This is a genomic window from Bernardetia sp. Wsw4-3y2, from assembly GCF_037126295.1.
GTDB lineage: Bacteria > Bacteroidota > Bacteroidia > Cytophagales > Bernardetiaceae > Bernardetia.
Genome location: NZ_CP147017.1, coordinates 4088821 through 4101037 on the forward strand (window position 1 = coordinate 4088821; position 12217 = coordinate 4101037).

12 protein-coding genes are annotated in these 12217 nt (G+C 31.4%); 7 read left to right on the forward strand and 5 right to left on the reverse strand.

Annotation, left to right across the window (positions count from 1 at the left end; genetic code table 11):
* Positions 1-31: 31 nt before the first annotated feature.
* From V9L05_RS16855 to V9L05_RS16870, 4 genes are read right to left on the reverse strand one after another with little or no spacing between them, the layout of a single operon-like run.
* On the reverse strand, positions 32-844 hold the full coding sequence (locus tag V9L05_RS16855; RefSeq protein WP_338813004.1) for a hypothetical protein: 813 nt from the start codon (positions 842-844) through the stop codon (positions 32-34).
* A 27-nt stretch (positions 845-871) separates the two neighbouring features.
* The gene (locus V9L05_RS16860) at positions 872-1756 is read right to left on the reverse strand and encodes a hypothetical protein (protein WP_338813005.1); all 885 of its coding nucleotides are present in this window, start codon (positions 1754-1756) and stop codon (positions 872-874) included.
* Between the two features lie 30 nt (positions 1757-1786).
* Positions 1787-2584, reverse strand: a complete 798-nt coding sequence (locus V9L05_RS16865; RefSeq protein WP_338813007.1) for a hypothetical protein — start codon at positions 2582-2584, stop codon at positions 1787-1789.
* A gap of 35 nt (positions 2585-2619) precedes the next feature.
* Positions 2620-3447 carry a hypothetical protein gene (locus V9L05_RS16870; RefSeq protein ID WP_338813009.1) on the reverse strand — a complete coding sequence of 276 codons (828 nt, stop codon included), beginning with the start codon at positions 3445-3447 and terminating at the stop codon, positions 2620-2622.
* Between the two features lie 235 nt (positions 3448-3682).
* On the opposite strand from V9L05_RS16870, the gene V9L05_RS16875 reads away from it, so the two are divergent.
* The 5 genes from V9L05_RS16875 (at position 3683) to hemH (ending at position 8361) form a co-directional block, all read left to right on the forward strand.
* Positions 3683-4786: an imelysin family protein gene (locus V9L05_RS16875; RefSeq protein WP_338813010.1), complete on the forward strand. Its 1104-nt coding sequence runs from the start codon at positions 3683-3685 to the stop codon at positions 4784-4786.
* Between the two features lie 176 nt (positions 4787-4962).
* Positions 4963-5736, forward strand: a complete 774-nt coding sequence (locus tag V9L05_RS16880; RefSeq protein WP_338813011.1) for a lysophospholipid acyltransferase family protein — start codon at positions 4963-4965, stop codon at positions 5734-5736.
* 116 nt (positions 5737-5852) lie between these two features.
* On the forward strand, positions 5853-6278 hold the full coding sequence (locus V9L05_RS16885; RefSeq protein WP_338813013.1) for a 6-carboxytetrahydropterin synthase: 426 nt from the start codon (positions 5853-5855) through the stop codon (positions 6276-6278).
* 171 nt (positions 6279-6449) lie between these two features.
* Positions 6450-7145 (forward strand): deoxyribose-phosphate aldolase, encoded by a 696-nt coding sequence (gene deoC / locus V9L05_RS16890; RefSeq protein ID WP_338813014.1) that lies wholly within the window; start codon positions 6450-6452, stop codon positions 7143-7145.
* A 121-nt stretch (positions 7146-7266) separates the two neighbouring features.
* Positions 7267-8361 carry a ferrochelatase gene (gene hemH, locus V9L05_RS16895; protein ID WP_338813015.1) on the forward strand — a complete coding sequence of 365 codons (1095 nt, stop codon included), beginning with the start codon at positions 7267-7269 and terminating at the stop codon, positions 8359-8361.
* A gap of 67 nt (positions 8362-8428) precedes the next feature.
* Here the strand turns inward: hemH and V9L05_RS16900 are convergent, their stop codons facing one another.
* Entirely contained in the window at positions 8429-9865 is a 1437-nt protein-coding gene (locus tag V9L05_RS16900; RefSeq protein WP_338813016.1) for an alpha/beta fold hydrolase, read from the reverse strand.
* Positions 9866-10136: 271 nt separating this feature from the next.
* On the opposite strand from V9L05_RS16900, the gene V9L05_RS16905 reads away from it, so the two are divergent.
* Complete coding sequence (locus tag V9L05_RS16905) at positions 10137-10778, forward strand: carbonic anhydrase (RefSeq protein ID WP_338813018.1); 642 nt, start codon at positions 10137-10139, stop codon at positions 10776-10778.
* A 9-nt stretch (positions 10779-10787) separates the two neighbouring features.
* Positions 10788-11825, forward strand: coding sequence for a bestrophin family ion channel (locus tag V9L05_RS16910; protein WP_338813019.1), 1038 nt, complete (start codon positions 10788-10790; stop codon positions 11823-11825).
* Positions 11826-12217 lie beyond the last annotated feature (392 nt).

The window sequence follows — 12217 nt, forward strand, 5'->3', positions numbered from 1 at the left end:
ATGATTAAATTTTGGAGTGTTTTTATGTTGTTTAATGAAGCCTTCTAGAGTCCCCTACTTGTATGTTTCCTTTGCTTTGTGATTGAATATTTATAATAGACCTAAATTCGATTGAACTTTCGCTATAAAAAAATACTTCTTTAAAGTGTGATATTTTTTCAAGTCCTTTTAAAAAAACTTCTACTCGTTGATGATCTTTGGTAGCAAGTCCTTTGATTAAAAATTTACCACTTTCAAAATAAATTAGTAGCGAAGGCATACCTAATCCATATCTTATTCCATTATCTGTATAATGAATTTCTGATTCTCGTTGGTATTTGATTTGTTTTACATCATTCCAAGAAAAACTATCTTTTCCTATTTCAATACGATTTTTGAAAAGTCGGACATCGCTTTTATTTTCTCCTGTCAGTTCTTTAAAAAAACTTCTTGAAGTAATAAAAGAAGACAAAACGGCTACTACTCCTGAAATAAATATGGCATAGAGAAAAGCATAATCTACATCTGAGGCAAGCAAACCAAAGAAAGAAATTAAAAAAGAGAGTAACATAGTAAGAAATACAATATGCAAATCTGCTCCTTGACTTATCAATTCTGCAATCATTTCTTTACCTCTCTTGATAATAAGTCTAGATTGTAAAACAGGAATTATTTTTAAGGTTCTGAATTGCTGACAATGCTTTTCTTCCATATATTTCCAACTATCTTCCAAAAAGCAAGATTTACATACAGCACAAAATACGACACTATCATTTTGTTGGACAAGGTCGCCAGTAATTGGGTCGGTTCTGCCAATGATATGAGAATGACTTGAGGAATTTAATATGTGGGAATGGTATGACATTTTTGATTTTTTGAAATAATAATAATTTTATCTATCTGATGTAGTAAATACAGGTATTCCTTTGTTATTGACTACTTTTCTAGGTTTACCTACTTGTATATTTCCATCACCACTTGATTGAATTAGGTTTATAGTATGTAATTCTGTATAGTTTTCACTATAAAAAAAGACTTCTGTAAAGTGTGAAATTCTTGCTAAACCTTCTAAAAATAATTTACCCTGTTTGTAACTGTTAGTAGGCAAACGATAGTTTACAAACTTCCCTTCATTGAAATAAATCAATAGGTAAGGAGTATAAGAGGTAATTTCTGTTTCTAATGATCCATGTACTTCATAGGTTGATGTTGACACTTCTCTTTGATACTTGATTTGTTTTATGTCACTCCAAGAAAAGCTATCTTTTCCTATTTCAATTCGATTTCGAAAAAGGCGTATATCATTTTTATCACTTCCAATTAAACTTTTGAATTTGTGAGTTACTGTTATAATAGCAGATAAAATACCTGTAGTTATTGTCGTAAGCAACGAAGCAATCAAAGTTGCTTTTACATCAAAAGAGAAAAAAGTGCCTGACGTAGCCAAACCAAAAAAGGAAAGTAAAAATGATAGAATTATAACAGCAACAACGATAGTAAAATTTACTCCCTTATTTTTCAGTTCTGCAATAACTTCGTCACTTCTGTTCTTCATTACAAGTTTGGAAGTCAAAGCAGGAATAGTATCAAGCGTTTGGTTTTGCTCGCAATGCCTTTCATTCATATAAACCCAACTATCTTCCAAAAAGCAAGATTTACATACAGCACAAAATACAACACTATCATTTTGTTGGACAAGGTCGCCAGTAATTGGGTCAGTTCTGCCAATGATATGAGAATGACTTGAGGAATTTAATATGTGGGAATGGTATGACATTCTATTTTATAAATTTTAGTGTGAAATCAATTATTGATTGGGTTCTCCTACTTGAATTTTTCCGTCGCTTTTTTCTTGTATTTCTAATAGTAGACGATGCTCATATCTATCATCACTATAAAAAAAGACTTCAACAAAACGAGGAATTTGTCCAAATCCTATCAAAAATTTTCTTACTTCAAGCGTATTATTTATAGGTAAATCTGTTTTGAAAAATTGATCACTTTTTAAATAAATCAGAAGAGAAGAAAATTCTGCGTTAGTTACACCAGAAATTACTCGTTGATACTTGATTTGCTCTATATCATTCCACGAAAAACTATCTTTTCCTACCTCAATATGTGTGTAAAATAAACGAACATCATTTTTATCTTGTCTTGTAATACGTTTGAATTTCCTACTTGAAGTGAAAAGAGAAGTAATGGATACTATAATTATACCTACTATACCTCCAAAAAGCATAGCTATGTCTAATTGAAAAAACATGAGTTTGTGTAAAGTCAATCCACAAGCAAAAAAAGTAAAGATAAAAGAAAGTAGGTTAATAATTCCACTTGAACTACTATCTCTCAATTCTGACAAAAGTTGTTCTACTCTTTTTTTAGCAACAAGTTTGGAAGGCAAAGTAGGAATAGAATCAAGTGTTTGATATTGCTCGCAATGCCTTTCATTCATATAAACCCAACTATCTTCCAAAAAACAAGATTTACAGACAGTACAAAAAACAACCCTATCATTTTCCTTGACAGAATCGCCTGTAATAGGGTCAGTTCTGCCAATGATATGAGAGTGATTTGAAGAATTTAATATGTGAGAATGGTAAGACATTTTCTTTAAAATTTATGAAGATAGATAGAATCGAATTAGCTATATAGTTTGTACGGTTCTCCTACAATAATATTTCCTTTCGTATTTTTCTTGATTTGTCTGATAGTTTGATATTCTTGTAATTGCTCACTGTATAAATATACTTCTGTAAACTTTGATATTTTGGCTAGTTGTTGTAAGAATAAATGAATGCGTGTATGATCTTTAGTTGGAAGAGTTTTAATTTGTCTGTCTCCATCTTTAAAATAAAGAGACAAAGTTGGAATTGTAGATAATGAGTTTAATCTATAATTTCTCATTTTTCGTTCAAACTTAATTTGCTTTATATCTCCCCAATAAAAGATTTCTTTTTGTGTCTCTAATCTATCTTCAAAAAGATAGATATTTTTATTTTCTTTTATTTTAATATTTCCCATTAAGAAATGGATGGAGTCTTTTGAAAAAAAAACGTGAGTAATAAAAAATAATCCAAGACTTATACTACCACCCCATAAAACAGAAAATATAAACTTGTCGGGATAAATTATACAAAACAAGATAGTCAGACAGACAGCCATGAGAATAAAGGAAAAGACAGTATAATCAGAATTTTCAACAGAGCTTTCCTTTAGTATTGTAAGCAATTTTTCACTTCGCTTTCTGACAAGAATTGTAGGCGACAAAGCAGGAACAGCATCAAGCGTTTGATGTTGTTCACAATGCCTTCTCTTCATATAACCCCAACTCTCCTCCAAAAAACAAGATTTACAGACTGCACAAAAAACAACTCTATCATTTTCTTTGACAGCATCGCCAGTAATTGGGTCAGTTCTTTCTATAATGTGAGAGTGAGTTGAATTTAATTTATGGGAGTAATAGGACATATTTTAAAATGAAAATTGAAAACAGATTTGCAAAATAAAGGCGTAGAACGTACTTTTGTCGAAAATTAAAACGTTATTTAAAATTAGTCTAAACAAAAATAGTAATCATTTAATTTCTATTTTAACACAAATAAGAATTAGGCTAATTCTATCATATACGCAAAAACAACCTTTTGAGTTGTTTGTTATTTAATAATTTTTAAAACTTATACTGTCTTTATATACAACTAAATCTATGAAAAATATTTTTTTTAAATACTATTTTATTTTCTTTACAATTCTATCTTCTTTTTGGCTTTCGTCGTGTGGAAGTGATTCGGAAACTAAAAAAACGGAATTTGACCGAAAAGAATTATTAGAAAATATAGCTACTAATTTGATTGTTCCTTCCTATCAAAACTTAGAAAGTAATACTAATTTACTTGTAGAAGCTACTCAAAATTTTACACAAAACCCATCAGTTTCTACACTGGAAGCTGCTCAAACTGCTTGGAAGTCAGCTTATTTGTCTTTTCAAGATGCTAATGTTTATAATTTTGGTGCAGCACAAGGAACACTTGGTTCTCTTTTGGAAAATGTAGGCACTTTTCCTGTAAGTGAAACCAAAATTGAAAATTATATTGCTGCTGGAAACTCATCTTTGAATAATTTTGATAGAGATTCAAGAGGCTTTTTGGGAGTAGAATATCTACTTTTTGATAAAGAAAATAAAACAAGTGTAGTAGAAAAATATACAGACCCAAATAGAAAAGAATATTTGTTGGCAGTAGTTCAAAACATTCAAACTGAAGTAAAAAAAGTAAGTGATACTTGGACAAACGGCTATAAAGAAACTTTTACAAACAACACAGGAACAGACGCAGGAAGTGGCGTTTCTATTTTATTTAATGAATGGAATAAAAGTTTTGAGAGTATCAAAAATTTCAAATTAGGTTTGCCATTAGGAAGACGAGCAGGACAAACACAAGCTGACCCAAAGCTAGTAGAAGCCTATTATAGCAAAGAATCAATTCTGTTTTTGAAAGCTCATTTTGAGAATATCGAAAGAGTATGGTACGGAAAATCATTGAATGGACAAGATGGTGTTGGTTTTGAAGAATATTTGATGAGTGTAGAAGGAGGAGAAGCTGTAGTTTTGGAAACCAAAACACAATTAGAAGAAGTAAAAAAAGCAATTAATCTTTTGCCAAATGAAGATTTACAAACTCAAATTAGCTCAAATCCAACAGCTATAAATAATCTTTTGACAGAAATGCAAAAACTAACTCGTTTCTTCAAAAGTGAAATGATTTCTCTTTTAGGAATCACGATTACCTATGATAGTGGTGATGGTGATTAATTGTATCACAGATTTCCTAGTCTTGTCGTTGTTGATGTCTTCACCAACGACAAAAAAATAAAAACGCTATTTCAATACATTTGAAGTAGCGTTTTTTCATTTTCAAAAAAAGTGTGTTTTTTCAAGAAAAAATAAGCAACTTTGCATCAAAAACTACTAAAACACACAATCAGAAAATGAATATCTTTCACAAACTTATTTCTTGGATTACAACACCTATTTTTATAGTTGTTTTTTACCTTACACTTTGTGTTTTTCACGTTTTACAAGTGATTTCTCTTAATCTTTGGGGATATAAAGGACACAAAAAAAGTGTAGATTATATGGTTTTTTGGCTTATGCAAGGCTTAAGAACAGTAGGGGCAAGGCTTCCAAATATGAAACAGCCAAGCCTTCCAACTGATAGACCTATTATTATTGTTTCAAATCATCAGAGTATTTATGATGTTCCTGCCATCTTGTGGACATTCAGAAAATACCATCCAAAATTTGTGAGTAAAAAAGAATTAGAATACGGAACGCCTGCAATTTCTTATAATCTTCGTCATGGAGGTTCTGTTTTGATTGATAGAAAAGATAGAAAACAGGCTCTGACAGCCATGACTCAATTTTCAAAGTACATAGAGGAAAATAATTATGCAGGTTGTATTTTTCCAGAAGGAACACGCTCTAGAGATGGAAATATATTGGATTTCAAACCAGCAGGAATGCTAATGATGTTTAAAAGTATGGCAAAAAATCCTCCTATTGTTGTGCCTGTGGTGATAGATAATTTTTGGAAAATGCAACGCTATAGCTTCAAACCAATTCCTTTTGGAATTAATTTTTTCTTGAAAGTATTAGAACCAATTGATATGAAAGTATGGCTAGAAGAAGGAAATAGCTCTACTTCGCTTATTGCTGAGACTGAAAAAAGAATTAAAGAGGGCTTAGAGAAGCATAGAAAGTAATTATGTATATATTTTTAGTCAGCTAAATAAATAAAATTATCAATTTTGATAGAATAAGCGTAATTTTGTGGTTTCAAATAAAATAAAGACGATAAAATAAGTAAAAGATAAAAAAGATGGTTTACTTGTGCCGAAAAGAACATTTTTGTGCTTCACACCGATTATTTAATCCTGCTTGGAGCGATGAGAGAAACGAAGAAGAGTTTGGAATTTGTTCGAATCAGTATTTTCACGGACATAATTTTGAGTTGATTGTAAAAGTAAAAGGAAAAATTAATCCAGATACAGGCTGTGTATTAGATTTAAAAAAGTTAGGAAAACTTATCCGAACTGAAATTATAGATAAAGTCGATCACAAAAATCTAAACATTGAAGTAGAGTTTTTGAAAGGCAAAATTCCGTCTTGTGAAATAGTAATTATGGAATTTTGGAAAATACTTGCGCCAAAAATTTCAGATTTATCAGATAAAAATGCTGTCTTGCATTCGCTTACATTGTTTGAGACAGAAAAAAATTATGTAGAGTATTTTGGAGAGGAATAATAATCTGATAAAATGTATTGTCTAAACAACTGTATTACTTTTCTGTTCTTCAAACTGAGGTGTAAACATTAAAATTAGACCTACACAAATCAATTATTCTATAACTATCTCTTGCCATTGTTGGTGTTTTAGCATAGCGACATCAACAACAAAATAACCCCTAATTTAAAGATGAATCCTGCTCAATATATAGAACAAACCAATCTTAAACCAACCATTTCAGACAAAGAAATTGAAGAACTGATAGAACAAACCCTAAAATATAAATTTATAGGTGTTTGTGTTCCTCCTTTTTGGGTTAAGAAAGTGAAGCGAGATTTACTCAAAACAGATACTAAAGTAGTTACAGTGATTGGTTTTCCGTTGGGTTATAACCGTACAGAAACGAAGGTAACAGAAGCCGAAGTGGCATTGAAAGATGGAGCAGATGAGTTGGATTTAGTAATTTCGACGACAGGCTTTAAAACAAATCCATTTTGGGCGAAAGTTGAAATTGTAAGACTGGCAGAAATTGCACATCAAGCCGAAAAAATGCTAAAAGTAATTATAGAAACGGCTTATTTATCCCAAAAAGAAATAAAAGAAACGGCTTTAATTTGTCAGGAAGCAGGAGCAGATTTTGTAAAAACTTCTACAGGTTTTGCAAGTGCTGGATTTGCATCTGATACTACTGATTTTTATGCAGGTGCAAAATTAGAAGAGGTACAACTTATCAGAAATACAGTTTCTGAAATGGTTGGCATAAAAGCATCTGGAGGAATAAAGACCTATCAACAAGTGCAAGATTTTGTGAAAGCAGGTGCAGAACGGATTGGTACTTCATCTGGAGTGGAAATTATGGAAGAGTATTTTGCAATGAATAAGTAATTAGACTTTATTCTACTCACTCTTCTTTCACCACCAATACACTATCAAAAAAATCCCTACTTTTGCATCATAATTTCAAAACTCTTTTACCTAACGCTAAGTTAGAGAAGCATTTTGAAAAATGAAGAAACAAAGAATTAACAAAGATATAGAAAATAAATCTATGAAAAATGCCCCTATTGGTGTTCTGCTAGTCAATTTAGGAACTCCAGACTCTCCAAACACCCCTGATGTTAGAAAATATTTACGTGAGTTTTTGCTTGATGCAAGAGTTATCGATATTGTTGCACCACTTCGTTATGGACTTGTAAATGGAATTATTGCTCCTTTTCGTGCGCCCAAATCAGCAGCTGAATATCAAAAATTATGGACAGATAGAGGTTCTCCTCTGTTGTATCATGGAGTAGATGTAGCCGAAAAGCTACAACATTCTTTAGATAATCATTCAGAAAAAGAAATGGATAAAAGTAAAAGAGAAAATTATGTAGTTCGTTTGGCAATGCGTTATCAAAGTCCTGCACTTTCTGCTGTTTTGACGGAGTTACAGGAAATGAATTGTAAAAAAATTATTGTTATACCAATGTTTCCTCAATATGCTTCAGCTTCGACAGGCTCGGTTTTGGAAAAAGTAATGCAACTCGTTTCTAAATGGCAGCTTATTCCAGAAGTTTCTTTTGTAGATGCATATCCAACAGATAAAAAAATGATAAAAGCATTTGCTTTACAGGGTCAAGAACTTTTATCTAAACATGATTACGATCATTACGTTTTTTCATATCATGGTTTGCCACAACGCCAACTTAAAAAAGCAAGTTCGTACTGTAAAATTGGAACGTGTTGTAATTCTTATAATGCAACAAACCGTTTGTGTTATAGAGCGCAATGTTATGAAACTTCACGTCATTTGGCAAAAGAATTAGGAATTACAGAAAAAGATTATACAGTTTGTTTTCAATCTCGTTTAGGTTCTGACCCTTGGATTCCACCTTATACAGATGATGTAATTAAGCAAATGTATGAAAAAGGATATCGCAAACTGATTGTTTTTGTACCTTCTTTTGTAGCTGATTGTTTGGAAACAACAGTTGAAGTTGCAGAAACCTACCACGAAGACTTTTTAGAACTTGGTGGAGAGCGTTGGGATATGGTCGATAGTCTTAATTCACATCCACTTTGGATAGAATCATTGGAAGATATGGTAATTCAGAGAAGTTAATTGAACTCAATTACAAATTAGTTTAAACCCTAAGAGCCTTTGCAGCCCTTAGGGTTTTGTTTTTCTATTACTTTATTTCTTCTTTTATCCAATCTGTTACAAACTTCAAAACCAAAGGCGAAAATGTTTCTTCTATTTCTCCGTACTCAGAAGGTAAACCTGTTTCTGCTGTTTGAAATAAATGGTTTAGATTTGGAAAGTATTTTATAGTTGCATTTCCTGCTTCTTGTGTTGCCTTTTCTATGGCTGTAAGATTGATTTTTGCATCTACTTGAACATCTTTATCTCCATTAACTGCTAAAATAGGACAAACCGTTTTAGATAAATTTTCTTTTGGATTGTATCTCAAAAAATAAGACATCCAAGGCGATGTAATAAGAGAAAGTTGTGCATTTATATACTCTTCTTTAGTCATAGAAGGTGGAAAATCATCTTGATTGACTGAATCTGTAAGATATAAAGTCATTTTTTCTTTAAGTAATTTCTCATCAGTAATTTCATTTATAATTCTGAACGCTCCTTCATTTTCTCTTTTTGATTTTACTAAATCTTCCTGACTCATTCCACTTAATTTTCCGATAGCTTGTTGTTGCTCTACTAAAAGTTCGCTTCCATTTACACCAACTCCAGCTAAAAGAACAATAAAAGCAACATCTTTTTGACGATTTGCTGCGACCATTGGTGCAATCATTCCACCTTCACTATGTCCGATTAAACCTATTTTTTTTGTATTAATATCTTTTCTAGTTTTCAAAAAATCAATCGCTGCTTCTACATCAGTTGCAAAATCCTTAGATGTAGAGCCTTCAAAAATGCCAGTTGACTGTGCCGTTCCCCTATCATCATAACGCAAAACAGCAATTCCATTTTTTGTAAGATAATCTGCAATTACTAAAAAAGGTTTGTGTCCCAAAATTTCTTGATTTCGATCTTGCGCTCCACTACCCGAAATTAGAATCACAACAGGAGTTTTATTATTTGCATTTTTTGGTAAAGTAAGTGTACCTGCTAAAATGGTTTCTTCTTTTGCTTTTTTGTTTTGAAATTGCACTTCTTCAGTTTTATAATCAAAAGGAGCTTTGGGTTCTTGTGGACGGTTTAAGGTTTCTTTTTGTGTACCTTTTTCCATTTTATTCAAAATCATAGGGAAGCTTTGTCCTGCTTGTTTGAATATTCCTTCAATTTGAGTTTTAGAAATTAATTTGCCTTCATAAGAAGCTCCTAAGTTTGAAATTTTGATTGTTAAATTATTATCTAAAAAACTAACTTCACTTACAGGAATATCTTTTGCGCCTTGTGCTGGACTATCCATTGTAGCAGAAAAAATATTTGTATTTTCATCTTGTTCATTTTCAATTTTTGAAATATGAAAAATTAAAGGTAGTTTCATTCCAGAAACAGATAATTCTCCTTTCCAGTCTCCTAAAAGGGATTTTTCAAAATTTTGAGCCATAAGTGAAATAGAAAATAAAAAGGTAATGAGAGATAAAAATAGGGTTTTCATTTTTGATTTATCTTTTGGAGTATGATTTTTTATTGATTTAGTCTGCTATAATCTTAGTTTTGTGGGAACTAATTTGAATATACTTTTTAAAGCACTGACTTGTAAGATACAAAAACAAAAATATAAAAAAGATACTTCTTTAAATTCAAACGAATTGACCATTTTGAATATTCTGAGTTATTTCAAAATAAAATCATTTTTAATGCTATTTTTGTAAAAATCTGCTTTTTTATTAAAATGACTTCCTCTTTCTCACCTAAAAATATTATCTATGAATCTATTTGAACAGTTGTTTGAAAACAATAAAACGTGGGCAACTCAAAAAAAAGCTATCGATAAAAATTATTTCAAAGATTTATCAGAAGGACAAAACCCTGACATTCTTTATATTGGTTGTAGTGATAGCCGAGTAACAGCAGAAGATATGATGGGAGTTCAACCAGGGCAAATGTTTGTCCATCGTAATGTTGCGAATCTCGTTCCTAATAATGATAACAATTCGGCTTCTGTCATCGAATATGCGATTGCTCATTTAAAGGTAAAACATATTATAGTTTGTGGTCATTACTTTTGTGGAGGAATTAAAGCAGCGATGCAAAGCAAAGATTTGGGTATTTTGAACCCTTGGTTAAGAAATATTCGTGATGTATATCGTTTGCACAAAGAAGAATTAAATGCCATTGCTGACGAAACAAATCGTTATAAAAGGCTGGTAGAATTGAATGTACAAGAGCAATGTATCAATATTATAAAGACAGCAGTTTGGCAAAAAAGTTTTTTGAGTAATAATCTGCCTATTGTTCATGGATTAGTCTTCGATATTCATTCAGGTACATTGATAGATTTGAATATTGATGTTCAAGGCATAGCACAGTCTATTAGAGAAATATATGATTTAGGTACAAATAAATAGCTTTTAGCAATGATAATTACGAAAAATATTAGCCTTAAAAATGCAATTCAATTTACAGGACATCATTTGATTTGGATTTCCTTGTGGGTATTTGTTGTGGCATTAATTCATAAATATTTAGGGGTAAGATGGCTCGTTATTCCTTGGCTTCCTCTTTCTATTATTGGTACTGCTGTTGCTTTTTATGTAGGCTTCAAAAATAATAGTGCTTATGACCGTATGTGGGAAGCTCGTAAGATATGGGGAGGAATTGTCAATAGTAGTCGTTCGTGGGGAAGTGCTGTGAAGAGTTTGGTAAGCAACCAGTTTACAGATAATAAACTTTCAGATGATGAGCTTTTGAGCATAAAACGTAAAATGATCTATCGTCATATTGCGTGGTTGTATGCTTTGAGGAGTCAATTACTTGTGGTCGTTTCTTGGGAACATGCTAATCAGGGTGGCTTGATTGGTAAAGCTGCACATCGTTATCGTAGAAAATTTGGGGTAGGAATGGTAGATGATGAAGTAACTAAAATAGAATTAGAATTACTTTTGCCTCCTGAAGAGTATAAAAGTTGTATTCAATATAAAAATACGGCTACCCAAATCATTGACCAGCAATTTCAAGACTTATCAAAACTAAGAGAAGAATCTTTGATTAATGATTTTAGGCACATTGCCCTCCAACAAATACTACAAGATTTTTATGACCATCAGGGAAAATGTGAGCGTATCAAAAAATTTCCTCTTCCTCGTCAGTATGCCAATATGAGTGCTGTTTTTATAGGAATATTTATTTTCTTGTTGCCTTTCGGAATGATTTCTGAATTCGAAAAAATTGCTCCTTGGGGAGTTTGGTTATCTATTCCTTTTACTATTTTGATAGGTTGGGTATATGTCGTGATGGAAATTGTAGGCGACTATTCTGAAAATCCATTTCAAGGAATGGCAAATGATATTCCGATGCTTTCCCTATGTAGAACCATTGAAAATGATTTGAGAGAAATGTTAGGAGAAACCGATTTACCAGAAGATATACTTCCAAAAAATGGAATTCTGATGTAAAAACTATTTTAATTTTGTTGAATCTGAAAATCAAAATATACAGTATAGATTGAATTAGATGAATTGACACTTTCTAAACTTACGAAATTAAATTTATTAGGTTTATCCAAAAAAAATCTTGCAAACTCAAAAAACTTTTGTAGATTTGCGTAGAGACAATCAAAAATATACCAAAATAAAAGGATTGTCTATAAAACAGAATGACAAACACAACTTCAAATATTACTTATCTATCTACTTCTGCAAATTCTGCATGGTGGTGGCACTATATCAAAGATATAGGCGATAAGTCGTGTGCATTCTGAACTCCAAAAAATTAAAAGGAATACAGAAAATTATATCTTTGATTTATATATAAAAGACTTATCGCAAAAATGTGATAAGTCTTTTTT

Bases quoted from the DNA above. Each gene is read 5' to 3' on its own strand.
- V9L05_RS16855 (WP_338813004.1), bottom strand. From the start codon at position 844: ATGTCATACCATTCCCACATATTAAATTCCTCAAGTCATTCTCATATC.
- V9L05_RS16860 (WP_338813005.1), bottom strand. From the start codon at position 1,756: ATGTCATACCATTCCCACATATTAAATTCCTCAAGTCATTCTCATATC.
- V9L05_RS16865 (WP_338813007.1), bottom strand. From the start codon at position 2,584: ATGTCTTACCATTCTCACATATTAAATTCTTCAAATCACTCTCATATC.
- V9L05_RS16870 (WP_338813009.1), bottom strand. From the start codon at position 3,447: ATGTCCTATTACTCCCATAAATTAAATTCAACTCACTCTCACATTATA.
- V9L05_RS16875 (WP_338813010.1), top strand. From the start codon at position 3,683: ATGAAAAATATTTTTTTTAAATACTATTTTATTTTCTTTACAATTCTA.
- V9L05_RS16880 (WP_338813011.1), top strand. From the start codon at position 4,963: ATGAATATCTTTCACAAACTTATTTCTTGGATTACAACACCTATTTTT.
- V9L05_RS16885 (WP_338813013.1), top strand. From the start codon at position 5,853: ATGGTTTACTTGTGCCGAAAAGAACATTTTTGTGCTTCACACCGATTA.
- deoC (WP_338813014.1), top strand. From the start codon at position 6,450: ATGAATCCTGCTCAATATATAGAACAAACCAATCTTAAACCAACCATT.
- hemH (WP_338813015.1), top strand. From the start codon at position 7,267: ATGAAGAAACAAAGAATTAACAAAGATATAGAAAATAAATCTATGAAA.
- V9L05_RS16900 (WP_338813016.1), bottom strand. From the start codon at position 9,865: ATGAAAACCCTATTTTTATCTCTCATTACCTTTTTATTTTCTATTTCA.
- V9L05_RS16905 (WP_338813018.1), top strand. From the start codon at position 10,137: ATGAATCTATTTGAACAGTTGTTTGAAAACAATAAAACGTGGGCAACT.
- V9L05_RS16910 (WP_338813019.1), top strand. From the start codon at position 10,788: ATGATAATTACGAAAAATATTAGCCTTAAAAATGCAATTCAATTTACA.